Genomic DNA, 21,664 nt, shown 5'->3' with positions numbered 1-21,664 from the left:
TGTTTATTTTTGGTTAGCTGGCAAAGCCAAGGAGCCTGGGCAGGAGCAACGCTGCGTCCTCCCAGAAAGCGAAGATGAAGAGAATGGCGACTTCGGCGAGAAGGAACGGCATAAGCTTCAAGGAAATGCGTTCCAGCTGCTCGCCGGTCACCGACGAAAGCACGAAGAGGCAGGCGCCCACCGGCGGCGTCATCAATGAGATGTTGAGCGCCAGTACAAAAATGATGCCGGCATGGATCGGCTCGAGACCAACTTGTTCGGTCAAGGGCACGAGGACCGGCGCAAGAATGATCAGGATCGCGGTGATGTCCATCACCATGCCGACCACCAGCAAAAGACCGATGATGATAGCTATGACAGCATAGCGGTTGTCAGAAAGGGCCAAGACAGTCTCGGCCATCAGCTGCGGAATGCGTTCAAAACTCATCCACCACCCAAGCACTCCGGCAAAGGCAATGATGACGAAGATCACTCCGGTGATCCGTGCTGTGCGCACCAGCATGGAATAGAAGCTCTTGAAGGTCAGCGTGCGATAGACCACCGCACCAATGAAGAGCGCATAGGCAACGGCGATGGAGGCGGCTTCTGTTGGTGTAACGATGCCGCCAAGGATTCCGCCCAGAATGATCACTGGCATGGCCAGCGCTGCCAGCGAGGACACAAACGTTTGCCAGACTTCCTTGAGGCTTGCCCCGCGAACGGCTTTGGGCAGGTTCTCCCGTTTGCCGCCAATGACGATGACGCCCATGCAAACTGCGCAGATGACAAGCCCTGGAAGAATACCGGCTGCAAAAAGTCCGGCGATCGAGACCCCCATCAGCGAGCCATAAACCACCATCAAACCAGACGGCGGGATGGTAGGCCCAATGATCGACCCAGCCGCTGTAACAGCACAGGCATAATCGCGTTTGTAGCCTTCTTTCACCATGGCCGGCACGAGAGTGCGGCCAAAGGCGGCCGCATCGGCCGTGGCAGATCCGGTTAGACCTGCAAAGAAGACAGACGCCAGCATGTTGGTGTGGGCAAGCCCACCACGGAACCGGCCCACCAGCACTTGAGCGAGGCTTACCAGCCGGGTGGTGATGCCCGTTCCATTCATGATTTCCCCGGCCAGAATGAAGAACGGCATTGCAAGGAACGGGAAGATGTTGAGCCCATTAAAGATCTTGCTGGGCCCGATCGCGAGGAAAGACCCGCCACCCATGTCGATCAGGCCAACCACGCCTGCGAGACCGATGGCAAACCCGATGGGCATACCAAAGAGGATCAGAACGACAAATGCTACAGCAACGATCATTTGCCCTCCTCCATGACTGGTTCGGAGAAGACCGGCTTATCCAGATGACCACCAAGATCGCGCAGGAGAACTAGAACGAGCTGCACCGAACACAAGGCTGCCGACACAGGGATAGCCGCATAAAACGGCGCCAAACTCATACCAAAGATCATGGCGTGACGCGGCGCACCACTTTGAGCAAAAGCAATCCCGTACCAGGCGACATAGAGAAAAAGCGCCAGCGACAACACATCAACCGCGATCAGAACAAGTCGGCGGACAGATAAGGGAAAGACCATAACAAAAGCAGTCAGACCAATGTGATCCCGCCGCGCAATGCCGGAGGAGACAGCCAGCATGGCCGCCCAGATCATCAGATATCGGGCCAGCGTTTCCGGCCAGGGCAATTGCCAGCGGAAGTAATAACGATCCACAACACCCAGCCAGACGTCCAGTACGAGCGCGAGCATCAAGCCCGCGACCACGAACTCCACGACTTTATTAACCCGCTCACTTGCGGTGGCCGCCCAATCCTGAACCAACATATTCCTCCCAGAAACGCGATCCGTAACTCGGTTACATATATGCCCGCATATTTTATCTTACGCAACGCCAAAATGAAATTTAGTTACAAAATTTATTAGATCACACCTAATAAGGGAGAGAATCTTGATTATTTTGACATGGATATGTAACTTAGTTTCATGACTTATGAACCTGACTCGACGATCGAAACTCAAACACAAGACGCGACCAACAGCCCAATGCAGCCGCCTCAAAAAGGCGGCCCAGGCGTGTTTGACGTGATTTCAGCGCTGAACAATCTGGATGGGAAATTTGCAGCTCAGGAGCAAAGGGTCGCAACCTACGTCAAGAACCACCTGGATGCGATCAGCGGAATGACGATTGGTGACTTGGCAGATCATTGCGAGGTCAGCAAACCGACCGTCATCCGGTTCTGCCGTAGCTTAGGATGTTCAGGTTTCAAGGATTTCAAACTGCGACTGGTGCAGAACTTGGCTGTGAGCGCGCAATACATGAGCGCCAGCGCCATTCCGAATCTCCCGGATACAGACACAGCAATTGATCAGGTCATTGGCGCTCTTTATGCGTCTGTCGGCACGCTCCGCAAACAAATGCAAACGAGCACGCTTGATGTAGCCAAGGATGCCATTCTGGAAACCAAGCAAATCCTCTTTGCAGGCATCGGCGGCGGCTCCTCGATGATCACACAAGAGGCGGCCAATCGGTTTTTCCGCCTCGGAATCCCATCGTTTCACGTTAGCGACAGTTATCTTCTACAAATGCGCGCGGCAACGCTTGGCCCGGGAGACACCCTGTTTTTGGTCTCTGCAAGCGGCGAAGCTGACGCGATCGTCGGTGCGGCGGAAATCGCCAATGGATATGGGGCGACAACAATTTGCATTACCAAACCGGACACAAGGCTGGCCACCGCTGCAAAGATCCCGATCCTGATCGACGTTCCAGAAGACCGGGCCATCTTCAAACCAACAGCCTCGCGCTATGTGCATCTGGTTGTCATCGATGCACTGGCAACATCTGTGGCGCAGGAAGCGGCTGAGACAACTAAAGAAAATCTCAGGCGTATTCGAGCATCTCTTACAGCCTATCACGGCCGCACCGGACCTCAACCGCTTGGAGATTGATGCGCAAGCCCGCAGATCTCAATATTCGTTCTGCATGAATCGCACCGCAGAGGCGACCAGACACTCCATTTAACTCCACTTACTCAAAAGCCGGATAAGCGAACTAATAGGCTTTTTAGCTTTTGATCTTACGCCCCGCTATTGCGGTTTGGACTTACCTTACTTATATAATGAACGAACGTTCGCTCTTATTCAATCCTTTCCCCAAAATGGGCAGAGGGCGGGCATCCCCAAAACTTGCGGACAACTGTTGCAGAGACAATTGACCATGCAGATCCCGATAGATCTCACCTACATCTTGCAAACCTTCCGCGCACGTATCGCGCTCACCTGGACAATCGTTATTGCGGAAAACATCCTGATTGCATTGATCCCGTTGTTAATCGGCTGGTCTATCGACGGCCTTCTTGCAGGCAAAGTGACAGAACTCGGCTGGATGGTCGCAACCCTGGGCGGTCTGGGTGTGATCGCCGTCGGACGGCGGATTTACGATACGCGCGCCTATGGAACGATCCGGTTGCATCTTGGCGCTGAATTGCATCGGCGCACTGCCGCTCTGCAGGTCTCAAAACGAAATGCCCGCATCGACATGTCCCGGGAGCTTGTCGACTTTCTAGAGCAAGAAGCCCCGCAATTGATAACCGCCTTCATTCAGATAGGTGTCAGCCTGGCGGTCCTCACCTATTTCGACCTTGCTCTGGGCTTGTCATCGATCCTGGTGGTTGCCGGTATGCTTCTGGTTTATGGCTGCTTCCACAAGCGGTTCTACAACGTGAACAGCCGCCTCAACGAGCAACGCGAACAACAGGTGGACGTGCTCGCACAAGGCAAGCTTCTGGGCGTTTATCAGCATCTGCGTGCCTTGCGCCGGCATGAAGTTACAATCTCCGACACAGAAGCCCTGGTCTACGGCGGGATCTTTCTGCTTCAGATCGGATTTATCGCTTTCAACCTTTATCAAGCCGCCGGCCTGCCTGGCATCACCGCCGGGCGGATCTTTTCCATTGCAAGCTACTCTTGGGAGTATGTCGAAGCAGCCTTGATGCTGCCGATCGCGCTGCAAAGCTGGTCTCGCCTCAATGAAATCACCCGGCGTATCAACTCAAGTGGAGATCTGTCTCTTGGCTAATATCTTTACGACCCTGGCATATGCCGGTGGAATGCTCGCATCATGCTTTGCCTCTTCACCTCTAATGGCCGAGGAACCGCCGGAAGCGCTCTGGCTCACTGATGACCGCGGGATTGTCGTTGCGACAGGGCCCTGCAAAGCAGGAAGCAAAACACTCTGCGGCATAATCGCCGGTCTGCCAGGCGCTGTAACAGATACGACCCTAGCCCAGCATAAAAACGCGTTGTGCGGTTTACCCCTCCTTTGGGACCTCGTCTGGGATCCCGCAAGACAAACGTGGATCAATGGCAAGGTTCTCGATCCATCCACGGAAGAAGTCTTCAATCTCTCGGTAACGACTTTTGACGAAACCATGAAGCTGCGCGCCTGGGCGGGAAATCAATGGCTGGCCACTGACATGGTATGGCAAAAAATCCAGACACTTGAAGAACCCTGCTCATTTCCAGAATAGGCGGCGAGAGCAGACCATTGCCTTTTTGATGGTTTCGCGTCTCGCGGAGATACTTGATGATAAGAAAAGCTCTTTGGATTGGCCTTGCTTGTCTCGCATTGGCCGGGGTCTTGGGTGTGTTGACCGTACTGGAAGACACCGCTGACGTTGAGACTGCGGCGGCTCAACCGCCTTTGCGCCAGGTTACGGTGATCGCTGCGCAAATCGGCGCACATGCCGGCTCGGTCAATGTGTTTGCAGAAGTAACACCGCGTTGGCAAGTCGACTTGCGCTCCCGCGTTTCCGGAGTTGTGAGTGATGCAGCCCCAGTCGCTTTGGCCGGATCCCGCGTTTCCAAAGGCGATGTTCTCCTTCAATTGGAAGACGCGCCATATGTAGCCAACTTGTCAGATGCGCGTTCGGTTCTTGAAAATACCCAGTTTGAACTCCGCAAGAAGAAGAACAAACACACGATTGCATTGAAAGACTGGCGCGCGGTTAACCCCGACCGGCAGCCGCCCGAAATGGCGGTTCACATACCTGAAGTTCGGGTCGCCGAGCGTACTGTAAGCGCTGCTGAAGCGCGGGTTGCGGCAGCAGACTACGATCTGAGCTCAACGCTTCTACGCGCACCCTTTCCCGCTATTGTAACTAAACGAAACGTTAGCCCTGGTGCGACCGTCAATGAAGGCGATGTCCTTTTCAGTGTTTTGGACGATAGTCTGCTAGACATCCAGGTGTCCGTCGGTGCACGGGAATGGTCTTTGCTGAACCGGAATTGGCAATCTCTGGGCGTCACAGTCTACAGCGATACCGATCAAAAAATTGGAACCGCCAAGGTGCGTCAGGGCGGTGGTTTTCTCGACCCGCAGTCGCGCAAATACCAACTTTTTCTCGAGGTCGAGCGGGCAAACGAAACCGGCATCCTGCCTGGCGCCTTTGTCCGGGTCAGTTTGCCCGGCCGGGCCCTTGAACAAACACTCCGCATTCCTGAAAGTGCGCTCACCCAAAATGGGTTTGTCTGGTTTCTCGACGACACAGAACGGCTTCAACGGTTCGAGGCAAGGCCGCTGTTCCGCGACAATGGCGCAATTGTGGTTAGAGTGCCCGATTTCTTGCGGAAACATGAAGAATTCCGTGTTGTCGCCTTGCCAATGAGTGCCTACCTGCCCGGACAAAAAGTCGAGCCTGTAAAGCGGGAGGCTGGCGAATGATCTGGCTCACGAATTGGTTCATCCGAAACCCTGTCGCGGCAAACCTCCTGACGATCTTCATCCTCTTTGTTGGTGTGTCATCCCTACTGACGGTTCGTATTGAAGGGTTTCCAAAAATTCCGGCTGATACCGTTACTGTCGCCACATCCTTTCCCAACGCACACACCGCCCAAGTTGACGAGCAGATTACACGTAAGATCGAAAAGGCTGTCGAGGGATTGGAAGGCGTCAAATCGGTCCGATCCGAAACCCAACCTGGTCTCTCCGTGGTTTCAATTCAAAAAACCAACGGATCAAAGCTGCAGAAGCTGCTCGACAATGTCCGTCTCAAGGTCGACAGCATCTACGACCTGCCCAAGGATGCAAGGCGCCCGGTTATCGAAACAAACAATTTCGATCTGCCAGCACTTTACGTGCAGGTGTATGGCGAAACCGATCTGAAAACGCTTCAAACCATCGCTCGGGATTTGCGGGCCGACCTGCTTGCGGACCCGGAAATATCCCGGATCGACAATTGGGGTCTTCAAACCCAAGAGATCGCAATCGAGTTCGCACCTGGGACTCTGCAACGTTTGAATTTGACCATTTCGGATGTGATGGAACGCATTCAGCAATCGTCTTTGTTTTTTCAAGGCGGAACGCTGCGCACTGAAGGTGGAGACATTACACTGCGCGCCGATAGTCAGGCCTACTCCATCCGTGATTTTGAAGACATTGCGATTGTAACCTGGCCGGATGGCACGTCGACAGGACTTGGTGAGATCGCAACCATCACCGACGGTTTCGAGGAAGTCCCGATCGAAACCCGTTTCAATCAAAAACCATCGGTTGGCATGGAGGTTCTGGTTGGTCGCAAAGACAACCTCTTGCAGGTGTCAGATGCAGCCGAACAAGTCGTCGCGAACATCTCGAAACGGCTGCCGCAGGGCGTGACAATTTCAATTTGGGGCAATTCACGCGACTACATTTCAGATCGCTTGCAGCTCCTCTCAAGCAGCGCTGTCCAGGGTCTGATCCTAGTGATGCTCATGCTGTCTCTTTTCTTGAACGTAAAATTGGCGTTCTGGGTTGCAATGGGAATTCCCATCTCGCTGGCAGGCGCATTTGCCGTATCCACCAGCAGCTGGATCGATTATTCGCTTAATGACATCACGACATTCGGGTTCATCATCGTGCTCGGTATTTTGGTCGATGATGCGGTTGTAGTCGGTGAAAGTGTTCACGAGCAGCGCCGGAAGTTCGCCGATCCGATAAAGGGCACTGAGATCGGTGTTGCAAAGGTTTCCGTTGCCACTGTCTTTGGTGTCCTGACAACGGTCGCAGCGTTCTTTCCATTGCTTCTTATTCAAAACCCGCTTGGAAAGGTGCTGGCTGGCTTTGCAGGTGTTGTTATTCTGGCACTGTTGTTTTCGCTGATAGAAAGCAAGCTGATTTTGCCGGCGCATTTGGCGCACCTCAACACCAAGGAGACGAAAGATCCGGGAATGTTTTCTCGGGGTTGGGGAAGTCTGCAAGGCATCGCTCAATCCGGGCTGAGAGCTTTTCGTGACCGGATTTATGCACCGTCACTGCGTTGGGCGCTGGCCAACAGATATGCAGTTTTGATTGCCTTTATTGCTGTTGCCAGCCTGGTTTTTGGACTGATGGCAAAGGGGCAGATCAAGTCTGTGTTTTTTCCGAATGTTCCGGGCCAGGTAGTTTCGGTGGCACTTCAAATGGATCAACGTGCCCCGGCTCACCTTACGAAGAAAAACGTCTCGGTTATAGAAAAGGCGGCGTTTTCAGTTGACCAGGATCCGGATTTGAAAACGCCTGCAGGAGCCAGCCCAGTCGCACACGTCTTTGCGTTTGTCACAGGCGCAACAACTGCAGAACTCTATATGGAACTGACGCCATCTGCGGAACGGCCCAACCTGACCACAACAGACATTCTTGAAGCCTGGAAATCCCGCATTGGGCCGTTGGAAGGGCTATCGGAGATAACCTTTACCGCCTTTGAAGATTTTGGAGGCGGCTTCCAGATCCGGCTAATCGCAAAGGATCTTCAGCTTTTGGAACTGGCAAGCCGGGACGTCAGAGAGAAACTGGATCGATTTGACGGTGTCTCCAACACAAGGGACACCATCCTCACCGGACAGCCTGAGTTGCGCCTCCGCCTCAAGCCCGAAGCCAGATCATTGGGGTTTACATCCGAATTGCTGGCCAGCCAGATCGGCTACGCCTTTGGCGGCGGCGAAGCCCAACGAATTCAGCGCGGAGATGCAGAAGTGCGCGTTGTGGTTCGAAATACGCTGAGTGCGCGGGACCGGATTGAAGACCTGATGGATCTTCAACTCAAAAGCAGCAAGGGAACTTGGATCCAGCTCTCCGCTGTTGCCGACATCGAGGCCAGTTATGTTCCAGAACGGATTCAGCGACGAAATGGTGCTCTGATCACAACAGTAATGGCCAATATCAATCGAGAAATCGTCGCTCCAGAAGAGGTTGCCGAAGCCATCTTTGGTGAGTTCTCGCGAAACCTGGAAGCCAAATACCCCGGTCTTATAATCGATGCGGGCGGCGAGCTGGAGGAAATCGGCGAGATGAGAGGCGGGTTGCTGCGCGCGTTTCTGATCGCCTGTCTGCTGATCTATATTCTGATGGCCATCCCTCTAAAATCTTATTTGAAACCGCTGATCATCATGTCGGTTGTGCCGTTCGGATTTGTTGGCGCGGTCATCGGCCATACAGTCATGGACCTGCCATTCTCGTTGCTGTCTTTTTTTGGAGCACTTGCGCTAACCGGCGTGGTGGTGAACGACTCACTGGTGATGATGACTCACTACGTTCAGTCACGTGAAGAAGGCGTGGCGCATGAAGACGCTGTATTAAACAGCGGCATCGCCCGGTTTCAGGCGATTTTCTTGACAACCGCCACCACAGTTGCCGGCCTCATTCCATTGATGAGCGAAACTTCCGAACAGGCCCGGTATCTTATCCCCGCAGCGGTGTCACTCGCCTACGGCGAAATCTTCGCAACACTGATCACCTTGATCCTGATCCCAGTGCTACTGGCTATTGCGAATGACATCAGGCGCTTGATTTTTTCGGATACTCCCAAATCCGTCCAGCAAGCATCATGAGTATGAGATAGCCGAGCACAAACGCTTGGACATCAACGACAGCCTAGCGTAAGACGCGTAGACGGCCTAGATGAGGTGCCATCGTTTCAGGACTTCTCTTAAAGCATCCGGCGTGATGGGTTTTGCGACCATATCAAAACGCGGCAGCAACTCCTCATCCAGGTCAGCAGCTTCTGGCAGTTTGCTGGACATGAGAATCGCATGACTGTTTTCATCCGCCCCTAAAACCTCACGGACCAAGTCCCATCCGCTTTTATCATGATCAAGATAAAGGTCTGTGACAACAAGGCGGATGTTTTCCAGCTCTGTAACAGCTCTGAAACCATCAGAAAACGTCAGTGCTGTTTCAGTGGCAAAGCCTAAATCCTTCAGAACTTTTTGCGTGTTCTCCGCCGAAACCATGTCGTCGTCGACAATCAAGGCCAAACCATCCGCATGAAAGCAGCCTATTTCATCGGCACGTTCTTTAAGGATCGGGAAGCGTAGCCTGACTGTTGTTCCCCGGCCAACTATGCTTTCAATCTCCATTGTCCCGCCGGACTGGTGAACAAAACCGTGCACCATAGACAAACCAAGACCGGTGCCTGCACCATCAGAGCGCTTGCTGAAGAATGGTTCTGATGCGCGATGCAAAATGTCCGGAGGCATGCCGCAACCTGTGTCGGTGATTTCCAGAACGATGAAATCGGTGTTGTCTCCAAACACCGAAATTCGAACAGAGCCTTCATCGGAAATTGCTTGTCCCGCGTTGATGCAAAGGTTCAAGATAGCACTCTCAAGCTGCCCCGGGTCGACCCTTGCACTCAATGAGGAATCGCGAATGTCCAGGGACAGGCTGGTGCCGTCGGACAGGGCAACATCCAAAAGATCGCTCATCCCTTCAACCAGGGTGCCGATTTCGACCACCTCGGGTTCTAAGTGTTGTTTCCTCGCAAACGCAAGCAGCCGTTCGGTTAGGGTAACGCCAAGGTCAACGGCCGCAGAAATCCTGCGAAGATGTTCGGGCGCCCGGCCTTTGCCTGTCGTTTCCAAAAGATGGATGTTACCGGAAATGGTCGACAGGATATTGCCAAAGTCGTGGGCAACTTCTCCTGTCAGTTTGCCAAGAGATTCAACGCGGCGGATTTCTTCCAAGCGTTCATCAATCTTTCTGCGCTCTGTTGTTTCGGAAAACAGCCAGACGGACCCTCCGTCCGGTAATTTTGATTGCCGGATTTCGATAACATGTCCCGCTCCGTCAATGTACTCCTCAAGACCAACAACGCTGGCTTCGGTCGCCTGGCGACGGAAATCTGACGCCTCAATTACGTCTACCAAAAGGTCTTTGCCACCAGGCTTTGCCTCAGGCAAACGCAACAAGGCGCGAACGTTCTCGTTTTCGGCTTCGATGTTCCCATCGGCAGACAGGATAGCTACGCCATCGTTGATGTTACGAAATACGTTTGCAAACAACGCATTTTGGCGATTGATCAGATTGGTATGCCGCTCCAGTTTGCGGGCGTTGGCACGAAACACATTAAAGGCGTCGAACAACTGGCCAATCTCATCGTCTTGTTTTGTGTTGGGCTGTAATTGCGTGTGCAAATCGCCCGCCGCGAGCCGCCGCATAGCCTCTGCAATCCGGCGCAGATTTGCTGCGACATACCGGGAGACAAACAATGCAGAACCGATCGCAATCAGGGAACTGAGCAACGCCAGCCCAAGCACCACCCTTTGGGCAATGACGAGGTTCCGCGTCGTTTGCGTCTGAGCCAGGGTCAGCCGGTCTTCGGCCTCTTCCACCTTCTTATCCGCATAGGCAGTCAGTTGATTGGATGCCCGCCGGATCCGAAACAACGCATTTTCCGCATCAAGCGAGGACGTTAAGGCCCGATGTTTGATCACAAAAAGATGGTCTGGTCCGTATTCAAGAACACTTTTCAGCTCCCTTAAACCGGATTCCATAGCCACATTCAACGGCTCCGGAAGACCTGCGAGGATCTTTTGGAAACGGCGGCCAAATTCACCGACCGATATCATTTCCTGCGCCCGCGCCGCGCCAATCGCCTCGGCTGTTAATTGCTGCAGCTGTGCCCAATAAAGCCGTTCGTTCAAGGTGGTTTGGGTCATGCTGGCGCGGCGCTTGAAGCGGTTCTGCAAGCGCACCAGATCCCGGTCGATCCGCGCGACTTCCGTTTCCAGAGCACTTTTGGGAGTGGCAGCCCGGTTCATATCCAGGATTGCGACTCGCATGCGTGAAAGAGGAATGGACAGTGCCGGATCGTCACCAGCAATCTTCTCAATTCCAGAAATAGTCTCCAGGATAGATTTAACCTCCGCATCCATCAGCCCCGGGATTTGGACGGTAATCAGAAAGGGTGCAGACGTTGCGAGGTCAGCCGCTCCGCTGGAAAGCTCCAAAGCCCGCGAAACCTCCGCCAATGTGTCGCGGTGAACTATGTCCAGCCAGCCCTCTGCATTGCGCAAGGTTGTCAGCGCAATCGCTGAAATCGACAGGATCACCAAAAACAGGATCGCGATCGCCGTCGACAGACGCAGCTGAACACTTTGGCGGAAGATCGGGGCGGCCACTGGGCTACTGGCCATTGAGCTGAAAGACATACCCTTGCGAACGGCGGGTTTGCAGATGAACGGGTTTGGAGGGCACAGCTTCAATTTTCCGGCGCAGGCGCAGAATTAGAACATCGATGGTCCGGTCAACATAGCGCTCCATGTCGGTCCCCAGTTCTTGCAGCAACTCCGGACGTGTGATCACGCGGTCCGGGTTCTTCAAGAAATACTCCAGGAGCCTGTACTCACCGTTGGTCAGCGGTATTTCATCGCCGTTATGGTCAATAAGCTGCCGCTGTTTCAAATCGACATGTTTGTCGCCAAACTTGATTGAGATGTCAGACGCGGCTGTAACTCGGCCCGGCCCAGTGCCTGAGCGGCGTAATACGGCACGAATGCGGGCCACCAGTTCGCGCGGGTTGAAGGGCTTTGTGACATAATCGTCAGCGCCGGTCTCAAGGCCGATGATTTTGTCAATTTCATCGCCTACCCCGGTCAGCATGACAATGGGCAAGGGATAACGTTCACGAATATGGATGGCGAGTTCCAGACCGGATTCGCCGCGCAAACGAAGATCTATCAGTGCAAGATCAATCGGCGGCGGGTCTCCCAATGCTAGAAAATCCGCGATTCGTGAACAGACAACTGGCGAAAAACCACCTTCAGATAGCAATACAGAGAGGGTTTCGCTCATGTCTTGATCGTCATCGACGATCGCAATTGCAGGACGGTGTTCAGAACCGCTCATTCTCACTCCCAGAGATTTATTTATTGCCAGATTAGCACAGGCCCCCGCGTCAAAAACCTCTGGTTTATTACAATTGTTGCCGGACCCATCTCACCTTGTAACACTGTTAACATAAAGGCTTTGATTGGTTGCTTTTGTTAATACTTCGCCGCTGTCACGAAAAGGCCCTGCAGCAATAGGGTCTTGTTTGCGTAATCCAAACACCGCCTGGGACGTGCCCAAACGCGGTGGTAAAACACCTTGGGAGGAAATTATGCAAACTCATTTGATCCGGACCGCCGCAGCGGCATTTCTTCTGTCCGCCGCCAGCGTTCCGGCCCTCGCCGCCGATGACTGCAAAAACCGTGGCGCACTGGATGTTCTCTATTGCGATGCAAACGGTGACATGGTTGCCGATGCACCGACTGATCCGTCCAAGCTGAGCGACCCGGACACCCTTGTCTTTGCTTACACCCCGGTTGAAGATCCGGCCGTTTATGAAGACATCTGGGAGCCTTTCATCCAGCATCTCGAAAAGGAAACCGGTAAGGACGTACAGTTCTTCGCGGTTCAGTCGAACTCTGCCGAAGTTGAAGCCATGCGTTCTGGCCGCCTTCACATTGCTGGTTTCTCCACTGGTCCGACCCCGTTTGCCGTGAACCTCGCTGGCGCTGTGCCGTTCGCTATCATGGGCGCGGAAGGCGGTAAGTTCGGCTATAAGCTGCAGGTGTTCACTCAGGCAGATTCCGACATCAAGACTGTTGCTGATCTGGCCGGCAAGCGTGTAGCGCATACCTCCCCGACCTCCAACTCCGGCAACCAGGCGCCGCGCGCCCTCTTCCCGGCCCAAGGCGTGACCCCGGACAAGGACTATGAAGTCGTTTATTCCGGCTCTCATGACCAGTCCCTGCTGGGTGTTGTCGCCGGTGACTATGACGCGGCTCCGGTCGCCTCTGAAGTGGTTGAGCGCATGGCCGCCCGCGGTCTTTACGATACCAAAGACGTGCGCCTAGTTTGGGAAAGTGATCCGTTCCCGACCACATCCTACACGCTGGCCCACGATCTGGATCCGGAACTGGCTCAGAACATCAAAGACGCCTTCTTCTCCTTCGACTTTGCCGGCACCGCGCTTGGTGAGGAATTTGAAGGCGTGAGCCGGTTCATTCCGATCACTTACAAGAAACAATGGGCTGTTATCCGCCAAATTCAGGCCTCCAACGGTGTTGAATACACACCTCAGGGCCTGGCCGGAAAATAAGCTTTCGACCACTTGTCTGCCGCTTCAGCCCTGTGCTGGAGCGGCATCTTTGTTTCGGCGGATATCATGTTAGAAATCAATCACCTCATTAAGAGCTACGGCGATGCTGCGCCGGTCCTGAAAGACTTGCACCTGAAGGTGGAAGGCGAACAGGTTGTTTCCGTCATCGGCTCTTCCGGCGCAGGCAAAAGCACACTGCTGCGCTGTATCAACCGGCTTGTGGAACCGACCTCGGGCTCCATCGTGCTTAATGGCACGGAATTCACCACCCTCGGTAAGCGGGAGTTACGGACCGCCCGCCGCCGGATCGGCATGGTGTTCCAGAGCTTCAATCTGGTTGATCGCCTGACTGTCATGGAAAACGTACAGTCCGGCCGATTGGGATATATCTCCACTTGGGCGGCTCTCACCCGCAATTATCCAAAGGACGACATCCGCCGCGCCTTTGAATTGATGGAGCGGGTCGGAATTGCCCAATACGCCAACAAACGTGCCGATGAACTCTCCGGCGGCGAACGTCAGCGTGTCGGTGTTGTGCGCGCGTTGATGCAGCGCCCGGAAATTCTCCTGGCTGATGAGCCAACCGCGTCCCTCGACCCAAAGACCTCTGAACAGATCATGGGATTGTTGCGCGATTTGGCGAGCGAATTGAACCTGCCGGTGATCATCAACATCCACAATGTTGGTGAAGCCAAGGAATACAGCGACCGGATCGTCGGAATGCGCTACGGCAAAATCATCTTCGACGATCTGCCTGCGTCCCTTGGAACCGAAGAAATGGATGCCATCTATTCTGGCACGCCAGCTGACGAACGGCCCAGCATGGGTGCGGCGGCATGAGCACAGTTCAAGACTACTGGCAAAAGCCGCCATTCATAGAAAACAAGCTGCTGCGCTACGGGCTCTATATCGCGGTTTTTGGATATCTCAGCGTGACGCTGGTGACCCTGCCAATCAATTGGCAACGCGTGGCAGAAGGCATGGAACGCGCCGGCCGGATCTTTGGCGGCGCCTTTCCGCCCAGCTTTGAACGCTCCGGCCTGTTGATCGACGGATTTTTGGAAAGCCTGAAAATCGCTATTCTGGCAAGTGTCGGCGGCATCCTGCTGTCCATTCCGCTGGCCTTCATGGCCGCCAAAAACATCTCGATCAAACCGATCTATCTGCTTGGCCGTGGGCTCATCATCATCGCCCGCAGTTTTCATCCGGTGATTGTCGCCATCATCTTTGTGAAAGCCGTTGGTTTTGGCCCGCTCGCCGGTGTCCTGACGCTCGTTGTCTATTCCATCGGTTTTGTCGCTAAGCTCCTGGCGGAAAAAATCGAGGAGATCGACTTCGGTCAGGTGGAAGCGATGAAATCGGCTGGCGCACCGTTCCTGTCGACAATTGCCTATGCGGTGTTTCCACAGATCATGCCCCGGCTCGTTGGCCTCAGCATCTATCAGCTGGACAGTAACCTCAGGGCCTCGGCCGTGGTCGGAATTGTCGGCGCGGGCGGGATCGGCGCCACTCTGGCGAACGCCTTCGGCCGTTACGACTATGACTTTGCGCTCGCCATCACCATGGTGATCGTCGGGGTGATTCTGATCTCCGAAGCCTTCAGCGGTGTGATCAGAAAGCGAATCTCATGACCAGTCAGACCACTCTCGACAGTTGGGCACTGTATTCGCCCAAGCAAAGGTTCCAGCGATACGTAGCATTTGCGCTGGCTGCCCTAACCATTTCTTGGGCCCTCAGCAGCATTGATGTCATCTGGGCCTGGGTCTGGGATGCTCCGGAACAGATGCTGGATCTCTTTAATCGGATGATCCCGCCGGATCCGAAAAACCTGCCGTCAATCCTGGAAGCCATCTGGCAAACAATCAACATTGCAACGCTTGCAACAGCTATCGCCGTTGTTGTCTCCCTGCCGGTTGCTTACATCGCCGCGCAGAACACCACACCCAATCGCTTAGCGCTCTGGGTCGGTCGCTTCATTCTCGTGTCCTCCCGCTCTGTGAACACGATCATATGGGCGCTGTTGTTCGTGGCAATCTTTGGCCCGGGCATCATCGCCGGTATCGTCGCGATCATGTTCCGCTCCATCGGCTTTCTCGGCAAATTGCTGGGTGAGGCGATCGAAGAGATCGATCCCAAGCCAATCGAGGCACTAGAAGCCTGCGGTGCATCAAGGTTCAAGGTGGTGCTTTACGGCATTGTTCCGCAAGTCGCACCGGCATTCTTTGCCATCGCCATCTTGCGCTGGGACATCAACCTGCGCGAATCCACGGTTCTCGGGCTTGTTGGCGCAGGCGGGATCGGTGTGATCTTGCAAGGGGCTATCGACACCTTCAATTGGCCGGAAGTCTCCATGGTGCTCTTGACCATTCTGGCCCTGGTGATCCTGGGTGAAATGATTTCATCCAAACTGCGCAGCAAGATCCTTTAAGCGAAATAGAAGGGGCGGCCATACGCCCCTTCAGCTACTTTTTGATCAAACACTTAGTTATTCCGGCTACGCCTGTCCTGCCAAAGAAAGCGTGCGGCATCCAAAATGGAGTAGACAGGCCTTCCGGACGCCTTTCGGATCGCATCCGTGTAGGGCGATAAGTTTCCGCACTCCAAAATGATCGCGCCGATATCCGGGTTCTGAGAAACAAGTTCCCGCGCCTTGTTTTCCGCCTCCCTTTCAATCGTCTCACTGTCGAGCACATCGGGTTGCACAGATTTGTCACTCAAGATGGCAGATGTGAAAACTTCCACATCTTCAAACCCGATGACCCTGGCCTGGTCCGGCTGAAATCCCGCAGCGGCCATGCCATGCGGCCCAAGGCTTGGAACAGATGCTGTCATAATTCCAACCGGCCGGCCGCCGGTCATAGCTGCGATCAGGGGAAACAAAACGAGTGATGAGGACACCACCGGGATCTGAACACTCTGGGCCAGTTCCCGCTGGATATTCACCAGGAAGCCGCAGGTCGTCACAAGACCAACAGCACCTTCTTCTTCATGCTGGCGGGCTGCTGCAAAGAACCGGTCTAGAAGGACCTTGGGCGGCTGCCCATCCCTGACGATTTCAGGGCTGCCAGCACCATCAACAATCTTGATCTTGGTCGGACATTCATAACTTCCTGGGTTTCCCGCATCTCCCTGTATTCGCGGAAAAATCGTATCGAGCATAATGATGCCGATGTAGTCAGACGTTTTCTGCCAAGGCATTCCAAGCCTCTCCATTTCTAAGAACCGGCCCCGGCTGCTACCAAGTGGCAAGCAGATCTGTGGCCCAAACCAAAGTCGACAAAACGGGGTGCCGGGTCCTGACCGCAAGCGTCAATGACTGCCGGACAGCGTCCGGCGAACCGGCATCCCGGTGGCGGATCAATTGGCTGAGCAACTTCGCCCCGGATGTCTGGAATAGGCCGCCGGTAACGGGGATCGGGTACGGCAACCGCATTGATCAATGCGCGTGCATAGGGATGTTGCGGATTGGCGATCACTTCATCTGTCGGACCAATTTCCATTACCTGTCCCAGATACATGATCATCAAACGCTGGGAGACGTTCGATAAGATCGACAGGTCGTGGCTGACATAGATGCAGGAGAACTTCATCTCAGTCGAAAGCCGTTTCAAAAGATCCATAATCCCGGCGCGGATCGACACATCCAGCATGGAAAGCGGCTCATCGGCGATCACCAGTTCCGGCTTCATCACCAGCGCGCAGGCAATTCCGGCCCGCTGCCGCTCCCCGCCGCTCATCTGATGCGGATATCTCTGAGCATATTCTTCCGGCCGCAAACCGACATCGGCCAGCATGTCCATAACCCGGGTTTGAATTTCCTCTTCTGGCCATAACTTCAGTGCCCGTGGCCCTTCAGCCACCGTATCGAAGATGGTGAACCGCGGATTGAGGGATTCATAGGGATCCTGGAAGATCATCTGCACGTCTTTGCGGTATTGCCGCAATCCGTCTGCATCCAGGTCAGCGATATTGCGCCCCTTAAACAGGATCTCCCCACCGGATGGTTTATGAAGTTTCGACAAGAGAAGACAGGTCGTGGACTTGCCGCAGCCGCTTTCACCGGCAACACCGAGAATTTCGCCCTCGCCAACTTCAAAGCTGACACCGTCGACAGCCTTGATCATCTTGTCCTTAGCCCCGGAAAAGGTTTTGGCCAGGAAGCCGGCGTGGATCGGAAAGTGTTTGGTTAGACCGCGGACTTCAAGGACTGCCATGTTTCCCCCCTCGCTGCGCCGGTACGGATGGTTTCGTATTGATCGTTGTGGTGACAGGTCACGTGGTGACTATGGTCAAGGATGATTTCATCGGATTTCTCGGCACGGCAGACTTCCGTCGCAAACGGACAGCGGGCGGAAAACAGGCAATAATCTATCTGCCCCATCAAATTGGGTGGTGATCCCGGAATGGAGATCAACTCTTTGCCCGGCGCCTTGATGGACGGAAAGGCATTCTGCAAGCCAAGCGTATAAGGATGCCGCGCTTCCTCGAACATAACTACCGACGGTCCCTGCTCAGCCACCCGGCCGGCGTACATGATGGCGATCCTGTCGCTCATCTCTGCAATCACCGAGATGTCGTGCGTGATTAACAGGATCGAAGACTTTACCAGTTCCCGGATTTCCCGCAGTTTGCGCAAGATCCGCTCCTGGACCAGCACATCAAGACCTGTGGTCGGTTCATCCATGATGACAAGCCCGGGATCCAGCACCAAAGACGTGGCGATCATTGCCCGCTGGCGCATGCCGCCAGAGAACTCGTGCGGAAAATTCCGCAATAGCCCTGGCTGAAGGCCAACCAGATCGAACATCGCCTCCGCCCGTTCCCAGGCTTCAGCTTTGGACTGGTTGGAGTGTGTCCGGATGGCCTCAACCATCTGATCACCGACCCGGTAGACCGGATTGAGCGAAGCCATGGCACTTTGCGGGACCAGGGCAATTTCGTTCCAGGCGATGTCCTTGCGGAATTGTTTGTCACGCATGGACAGTAAATCGCGACCGCGGAAGGACAACTTGTCAGCTGTGATCTTGGTTCCCGGCGGGTGCAGCCGCATCAATGCCTTAATGAGTGTGGTCTTGCCGCAGCCGCTTTCGCCGGCGATACCAAGCACCTGGTTTTCCATGATCGTCAGGTTCACACCGTCGACCGCACGGACCGGGCCTTTTGACGTCTGGTAGTGAACCTTCAGGTTCTCAATCTCAAGAAGCGGTTTTTCAGTCATCTCAACGCCCCTTCAGCCGTGGGTTGGCATATTCCTCATAGGCGCGGCTGACGAACACCAGCGAACTGACAAGGAGAACGATGCAGAGCGACGGGAACAGGAACCACCACCAGGCAACCCGGGATTTTCCGGAGATCCAGAGTTCATAGAGCATGCTGCCCCAAGTCAGCTGATCTGGATCGCCGAAGCCGAGAAAGCTGGCCCCGGCTTCCGTGATCACCGACCAGGCGATGTTGAAGGACGTATAAAGCATCAACAGCGGCATGATGTTGGGTACGATGTGGCGGTAGATGATCCGCAGACTGGAGCATCCCCGCGCCCGGGCGGCCTGAATGAACTGGCGCTGCTTGATCGTCAGCGTTTGTGCCCGGATGACACGCGCTGAGGTCCGCCAGATGATCAAGACAATCGCCAGGATGACAAACCATTTCGACCGCCCGAACAACGAGATCAGGACAATGATGAATGGCAGGAACGGCATACCGTAGATAATGTCGGTGAACCGCATCAGGATTTCGTCTGTGCGGCCGCCATAGTACCCGGCAAACAGTCCGATATTGGCGCCGATGACGATGGAGATCACGCCAGAGATCAGACCGATGATCATCGTGTTTTGCATGGCAATGATCAGCTGCGAAAGGATGTCATAACCGAGTGTCGTCGTTCCGAGCGGAAATTCCGCATTGGGTGGCAACAACATGGCGAAACCGCCTGTCGTCTCGCTCATCAGGTTTTCCCAGGGATCATGCGGTGCCAGCACTGGTGCCAGGATCGCGACGATCGAGAAAAACAGAATAACCATAGCCCCGAAGGTGCCGGATTTGCTGGCCCGGATGATGTCCCAGTGGGTTTTGAATGCTGCCAAAATCCGGGATGGTCCGCCTGTGGCGCGGACGGAAGTCTCAGTCTGCGAATTGCTCATGGCGCACCGTGTAGTCTTCCAGTTTTTGTGGGTTCAAAGTGATGCCGAGGCCGGGTCCATCCGGAAGATGAGCGGTGCCATCTTTTACAAAGTCGGAAAAGTCGGTCACATCGCCAGCAAGGCGAAGCGTTGACATATAGGCATGCCCGGTATCCAGAAGGTTCGGCAGGGTCACGCCGAGCTGCAAACTGGCCGCCTGCGTGATGCCGAATTCCAGCATCGAGTTCATCAGGCACTGCGCACCGAAGTGATGGGCGAGTTCCGCGATCTTTCTGCCAGCAGCTATCCCGCCGTTTTTCGAAACCTTGATCGACAACACATCCGCAGCCTCCCGGTTCAAGAATTCCAGAGCATGCTGGATCGACTGAACCCCTTCATCGGCCGACACCGGCTGGCGGGCAGCCTGACGCACTTGCGCCATACCGGACACATCTTCTGCTTTAAGCGGTTGCTCTATCAGGACCAATGGAAAACCGGCAGCCTTCATCGAAAAGTCGAGCGCTTGGGATCGGCTCCAGCCTTGATTGGCGTCAACGGTGATATCTGGTGGAGTCTGATAATGCCCGTAAAGCGCTTCAAGGCGGGCAATCTCCTCATCGATGCTCAGTGTTCCCATTTTCAGCATGAAGGAACCGAAGCCTTCGGCCATTTTGGTATCTATCACGGCACGATCTTCGTCCGGGGTTCCGCTGCTGAGCGGCCACAGGACTTTCAGCTGATCGGTGCGCGCGCCCCCAAGCAGCTGGTGCACCGGAATCCCGGCCGATTTCCCGGCAATATCGTGGAGCGCCATGTCGATGGCACCCTTCGCCGTCAGATTGCCCTTAAGGATCAGGTCCAACCGCTCATTGAGCGTATTGATGTTGCGCGGATCCTCTCCCCGGATCGCAGGCCAGATGTACCGTTGCAAAACCTCCATCACACCGAAGGGATTTTCCTCGGTAAATGGCGGCATCGGGTTGGCTTCACCGAGACCAATGATCCCGGTATCGGTTTCAATCCGGACGATCACGGCCCGTGTATGGGTCATCGTGCCATAGCGTTCCGACAACTTGTATGGCACCGCGAAAGGCTGCTCGATCAGATTGGCCGTCAAAGATACTATTTTCATGGATCAAGCTCCCCGGCCAACTTTGATGCGCGGGTCAAGCCAGGCATAAGACAAATCCGCAAGGATGTTCAGGAAAACAACCAGAGCAGCGAGCATCAGGAACGCCCCTTGAGCGACGGGGTAATCATGAGACGCGGCCGCCTCGACCATGAGCAGTCCCATGCCCGGCCAGGAGAACACAGATTCCACAATCACCTGCCCGCCAATGGCAAATCCCAGCAAGATCGATGACACGGTCACCACTGCAAGAAGCGCATTTCGGGCCGCGTGACGCACCATGACCCGAGCCGGAGACAGTCCCTTGGCCTTGGCGTATTCAATGAAATCTGACCCCAGGATTTCCAGCATGGAATCCCGCATGATCAGCATCGGCGTTGCAAGGAAATAGGCGGTGATGGTGATCGTCGGCAGCACCAGGTGATGCAGGAAATCGCCTGAGAACACAAAACCCCAAAAAGTGTCGAACCGCACGCCTGGACTGCTCATACCGCCTGTTGGAAAGAGGTCGAGTTTGTAGCTAAGTGCCATCAACAGGAGCAGACCGGTAATGAACGGTGGCGCCGACTGAAAAACCAATGCTACCAAGGTTCCGCCGAAGTCCAACGCCCCGTTGCGGCGCCAAGCCATGACCATGCCGAGCGTAATGCCCAGCGCAAACGTCAGAACCATACCCGCGCTCATCAAAAGCAACGTGTTCCAGAGACGGTAGACCAGAATGTCGAAAACCTTTTCTGAGGTGGTGAAGGATCGTCCCCACTCCAGCGTCACAAGGTTCTTTAGATAGATCAGATATTGCTTCCACATCGGCAAATCGAGGCCGAAAGCCTCGCGCATGCGCGCCCGTGCAGCCTCATCAAGTGCCGGGGAAATGACCTGTGCTGTTGGATCCCCAGGCATGATGCGGAACATCAAAAACAGGATCGTTGCAACTGCAAACAGGGTCACAAACGAGTAAAGCAACCGCTTTGCGAGATATTCTTTCATCGCCGTGCCAATTCAATCAAAAGTGTTATTCATCCGGGGCCGCATTTACGGCCCCG

General features: G+C 54.6%; 19 protein-coding genes. 9 read left to right on the top strand and 10 right to left on the bottom strand.

What is annotated here, in order from left to right; genetic code table 11:
* Positions 1-13 precede the first annotated feature (13 nt).
* Together ACOOFE_RS04825 and ACOOFE_RS04820 are read right to left on the bottom strand one after the other, a co-directional pair.
* A complete protein-coding gene (locus tag ACOOFE_RS04825) occupies positions 14-1,297 on the bottom strand; it encodes a TRAP transporter large permease (RefSeq protein ID WP_420413907.1) in 1,284 nt (427 codons plus the stop codon).
* Complete coding sequence (locus tag ACOOFE_RS04820; RefSeq protein WP_420413906.1) at positions 1,294-1,821, bottom strand: TRAP transporter small permease; 528 nt, start codon at positions 1,819-1,821, stop codon at positions 1,294-1,296. Before ACOOFE_RS04820 ends, ACOOFE_RS04825 begins: the two co-directional genes overlap by 4 nt.
* A gap of 159 nt (positions 1,822-1,980) precedes the next feature.
* On the opposite strand from ACOOFE_RS04820, the gene ACOOFE_RS04815 reads away from it, so the two are divergent.
* The 5 genes from ACOOFE_RS04815 to ACOOFE_RS04795 all read left to right on the top strand — a co-directional run bounded on the left by ACOOFE_RS04815 (position 1,981) and on the right by ACOOFE_RS04795 (position 8,838).
* Positions 1,981-2,943 (top strand): MurR/RpiR family transcriptional regulator, encoded by a 963-nt coding sequence (locus ACOOFE_RS04815; RefSeq protein ID WP_420413905.1) that lies wholly within the window; start codon positions 1,981-1,983, stop codon positions 2,941-2,943.
* A gap of 268 nt (positions 2,944-3,211) precedes the next feature.
* On the top strand, positions 3,212-4,072 hold the full coding sequence (locus ACOOFE_RS04810) for an ABC transporter six-transmembrane domain-containing protein (protein ID WP_420413904.1): 861 nt from the start codon (positions 3,212-3,214) through the stop codon (positions 4,070-4,072).
* Positions 4,065-4,523, top strand: coding sequence for a DUF2147 domain-containing protein (locus tag ACOOFE_RS04805; protein ID WP_420413903.1), 459 nt, complete (start codon positions 4,065-4,067; stop codon positions 4,521-4,523). Before ACOOFE_RS04810 ends, ACOOFE_RS04805 begins: the two co-directional genes overlap by 8 nt.
* A gap of 56 nt (positions 4,524-4,579) precedes the next feature.
* Positions 4,580-5,716 (top strand): efflux RND transporter periplasmic adaptor subunit, encoded by a 1,137-nt coding sequence (locus tag ACOOFE_RS04800; RefSeq protein ID WP_420413902.1) that lies wholly within the window; start codon positions 4,580-4,582, stop codon positions 5,714-5,716.
* Positions 5,713-8,838 carry an efflux RND transporter permease subunit gene (locus ACOOFE_RS04795; protein WP_420413901.1) on the top strand — a complete coding sequence of 1,042 codons (3,126 nt, stop codon included), beginning with the start codon at positions 5,713-5,715 and terminating at the stop codon, positions 8,836-8,838. The genes ACOOFE_RS04800 and ACOOFE_RS04795 overlap by 4 nt, the downstream gene beginning before the upstream one ends.
* Before the next feature lie 66 nt (positions 8,839-8,904).
* Here ACOOFE_RS04795 and ACOOFE_RS04790 read toward each other — a convergent pair whose 3' ends face one another.
* Together ACOOFE_RS04790 and ACOOFE_RS04785 are read right to left on the bottom strand one after the other, a co-directional pair.
* Positions 8,905-11,424: an ATP-binding protein gene (locus ACOOFE_RS04790; protein WP_420413900.1), complete on the bottom strand. Its 2,520-nt coding sequence runs from the start codon at positions 11,422-11,424 to the stop codon at positions 8,905-8,907.
* On the bottom strand, positions 11,414-12,136 hold the full coding sequence (locus tag ACOOFE_RS04785) for a response regulator transcription factor (protein ID WP_420413899.1): 723 nt from the start codon (positions 12,134-12,136) through the stop codon (positions 11,414-11,416). The genes ACOOFE_RS04790 and ACOOFE_RS04785 overlap by 11 nt, the downstream gene beginning before the upstream one ends.
* Positions 12,137-12,389: 253 nt before the next feature.
* On the opposite strand from ACOOFE_RS04785, the gene phnD reads away from it, so the two are divergent.
* The 4 genes from phnD (at position 12,390) to phnE (ACOOFE_RS04765) (ending at position 15,801) form a co-directional block, all read left to right on the top strand.
* Entirely contained in the window at positions 12,390-13,373 is a 984-nt protein-coding gene (gene phnD / locus ACOOFE_RS04780) for a phosphate/phosphite/phosphonate ABC transporter substrate-binding protein (RefSeq protein WP_420413898.1), read from the top strand.
* Between the two features lie 66 nt (positions 13,374-13,439).
* A complete protein-coding gene (gene phnC / locus ACOOFE_RS04775; RefSeq protein ID WP_420413897.1) occupies positions 13,440-14,213 on the top strand; it encodes a phosphonate ABC transporter ATP-binding protein in 774 nt (257 codons plus the stop codon).
* Positions 14,210-15,004: a phosphonate ABC transporter, permease protein PhnE gene (phnE, locus tag ACOOFE_RS04770; protein ID WP_420413896.1), complete on the top strand. Its 795-nt coding sequence runs from the start codon at positions 14,210-14,212 to the stop codon at positions 15,002-15,004. Before phnC ends, phnE (ACOOFE_RS04770) begins: the two co-directional genes overlap by 4 nt.
* Positions 15,001-15,801, top strand: a complete 801-nt coding sequence (gene phnE, locus ACOOFE_RS04765; RefSeq protein ID WP_420413895.1) for a phosphonate ABC transporter, permease protein PhnE — start codon at positions 15,001-15,003, stop codon at positions 15,799-15,801. Before phnE (ACOOFE_RS04770) ends, phnE (ACOOFE_RS04765) begins: the two co-directional genes overlap by 4 nt.
* A gap of 53 nt (positions 15,802-15,854) precedes the next feature.
* Here the strand turns inward: phnE (ACOOFE_RS04765) and ACOOFE_RS04760 are convergent, their stop codons facing one another.
* Genes ACOOFE_RS04760 through ACOOFE_RS04735 form a run of 6 tightly spaced genes read right to left on the bottom strand, consistent with a single transcriptional unit; the run spans position 15,855 to position 21,608 of the window.
* Positions 15,855-16,571, bottom strand: a complete 717-nt coding sequence (locus tag ACOOFE_RS04760) for an aspartate/glutamate racemase family protein (protein ID WP_420413894.1) — start codon at positions 16,569-16,571, stop codon at positions 15,855-15,857.
* Between the two features lie 17 nt (positions 16,572-16,588).
* On the bottom strand, positions 16,589-17,587 hold the full coding sequence (locus tag ACOOFE_RS04755) for an ABC transporter ATP-binding protein (protein WP_420413893.1): 999 nt from the start codon (positions 17,585-17,587) through the stop codon (positions 16,589-16,591).
* On the bottom strand, positions 17,560-18,591 hold the full coding sequence (locus tag ACOOFE_RS04750; RefSeq protein ID WP_420413892.1) for an ABC transporter ATP-binding protein: 1,032 nt from the start codon (positions 18,589-18,591) through the stop codon (positions 17,560-17,562). Before ACOOFE_RS04750 ends, ACOOFE_RS04755 begins: the two co-directional genes overlap by 28 nt.
* A gap of 1 nt (position 18,592) precedes the next feature.
* On the bottom strand, positions 18,593-19,513 hold the full coding sequence (locus ACOOFE_RS04745; RefSeq protein WP_420413891.1) for an ABC transporter permease: 921 nt from the start codon (positions 19,511-19,513) through the stop codon (positions 18,593-18,595).
* Positions 19,494-20,624, bottom strand: a complete 1,131-nt coding sequence (locus ACOOFE_RS04740) for a mandelate racemase/muconate lactonizing enzyme family protein (RefSeq protein ID WP_420413890.1) — start codon at positions 20,622-20,624, stop codon at positions 19,494-19,496. Before ACOOFE_RS04740 ends, ACOOFE_RS04745 begins: the two co-directional genes overlap by 20 nt.
* 3 nt (positions 20,625-20,627) lie before the next feature.
* Entirely contained in the window at positions 20,628-21,608 is a 981-nt protein-coding gene (locus ACOOFE_RS04735; protein ID WP_420413889.1) for an ABC transporter permease, read from the bottom strand.
* Positions 21,609-21,664 lie beyond the last annotated feature (56 nt).

The organism is Roseibium sp., assembly GCF_965216085.1.
GTDB lineage: Bacteria > Pseudomonadota > Alphaproteobacteria > Rhizobiales > Stappiaceae > Roseibium.
Note: the sequence above shows the minus strand (reverse complement) of the source record. Positions and strands in the feature narration are given on the sequence as shown.

Excerpts from the sequence above, each read along its gene's own strand:
- ACOOFE_RS04790 (WP_420413900.1), bottom strand. The coding sequence starts at position 11,424 with ATGGCCAGTAGCCCAGTGGCCGCCCCGATCTTCCGCCAAAGTGTTCAG.
- phnE (WP_420413896.1), top strand. The coding sequence starts at position 14,210 with ATGAGCACAGTTCAAGACTACTGGCAAAAGCCGCCATTCATAGAAAAC.
- ACOOFE_RS04825 (WP_420413907.1), bottom strand. The coding sequence starts at position 1,297 with ATGATCGTTGCTGTAGCATTTGTCGTTCTGATCCTCTTTGGTATGCCC.
- ACOOFE_RS04810 (WP_420413904.1), top strand. The coding sequence starts at position 3,212 with ATGCAGATCCCGATAGATCTCACCTACATCTTGCAAACCTTCCGCGCA.
- ACOOFE_RS04750 (WP_420413892.1), bottom strand. The coding sequence starts at position 18,591 with ATGACTGAAAAACCGCTTCTTGAGATTGAGAACCTGAAGGTTCACTAC.
- ACOOFE_RS04800 (WP_420413902.1), top strand. The coding sequence starts at position 4,580 with ATGATAAGAAAAGCTCTTTGGATTGGCCTTGCTTGTCTCGCATTGGCC.
- ACOOFE_RS04820 (WP_420413906.1), bottom strand. The coding sequence starts at position 1,821 with ATGTTGGTTCAGGATTGGGCGGCCACCGCAAGTGAGCGGGTTAATAAA.
- ACOOFE_RS04745 (WP_420413891.1), bottom strand. The coding sequence starts at position 19,513 with ATGAGCAATTCGCAGACTGAGACTTCCGTCCGCGCCACAGGCGGACCA.
- phnD (WP_420413898.1), top strand. The coding sequence starts at position 12,390 with ATGCAAACTCATTTGATCCGGACCGCCGCAGCGGCATTTCTTCTGTCC.
- ACOOFE_RS04740 (WP_420413890.1), bottom strand. The coding sequence starts at position 20,624 with ATGAAAATAGTATCTTTGACGGCCAATCTGATCGAGCAGCCTTTCGCG.
- ACOOFE_RS04795 (WP_420413901.1), top strand. The coding sequence starts at position 5,713 with ATGATCTGGCTCACGAATTGGTTCATCCGAAACCCTGTCGCGGCAAAC.
- ACOOFE_RS04755 (WP_420413893.1), bottom strand. The coding sequence starts at position 17,587 with ATGGCAGTCCTTGAAGTCCGCGGTCTAACCAAACACTTTCCGATCCAC.
- phnC (WP_420413897.1), top strand. The coding sequence starts at position 13,440 with ATGTTAGAAATCAATCACCTCATTAAGAGCTACGGCGATGCTGCGCCG.
- ACOOFE_RS04815 (WP_420413905.1), top strand. The coding sequence starts at position 1,981 with ATGACTTATGAACCTGACTCGACGATCGAAACTCAAACACAAGACGCG.
- ACOOFE_RS04785 (WP_420413899.1), bottom strand. The coding sequence starts at position 12,136 with ATGAGCGGTTCTGAACACCGTCCTGCAATTGCGATCGTCGATGACGAT.
- ACOOFE_RS04735 (WP_420413889.1), bottom strand. The coding sequence starts at position 21,608 with ATGAAAGAATATCTCGCAAAGCGGTTGCTTTACTCGTTTGTGACCCTG.
- ACOOFE_RS04760 (WP_420413894.1), bottom strand. The coding sequence starts at position 16,571 with ATGCCTTGGCAGAAAACGTCTGACTACATCGGCATCATTATGCTCGAT.
- phnE (WP_420413895.1), top strand. The coding sequence starts at position 15,001 with ATGACCAGTCAGACCACTCTCGACAGTTGGGCACTGTATTCGCCCAAG.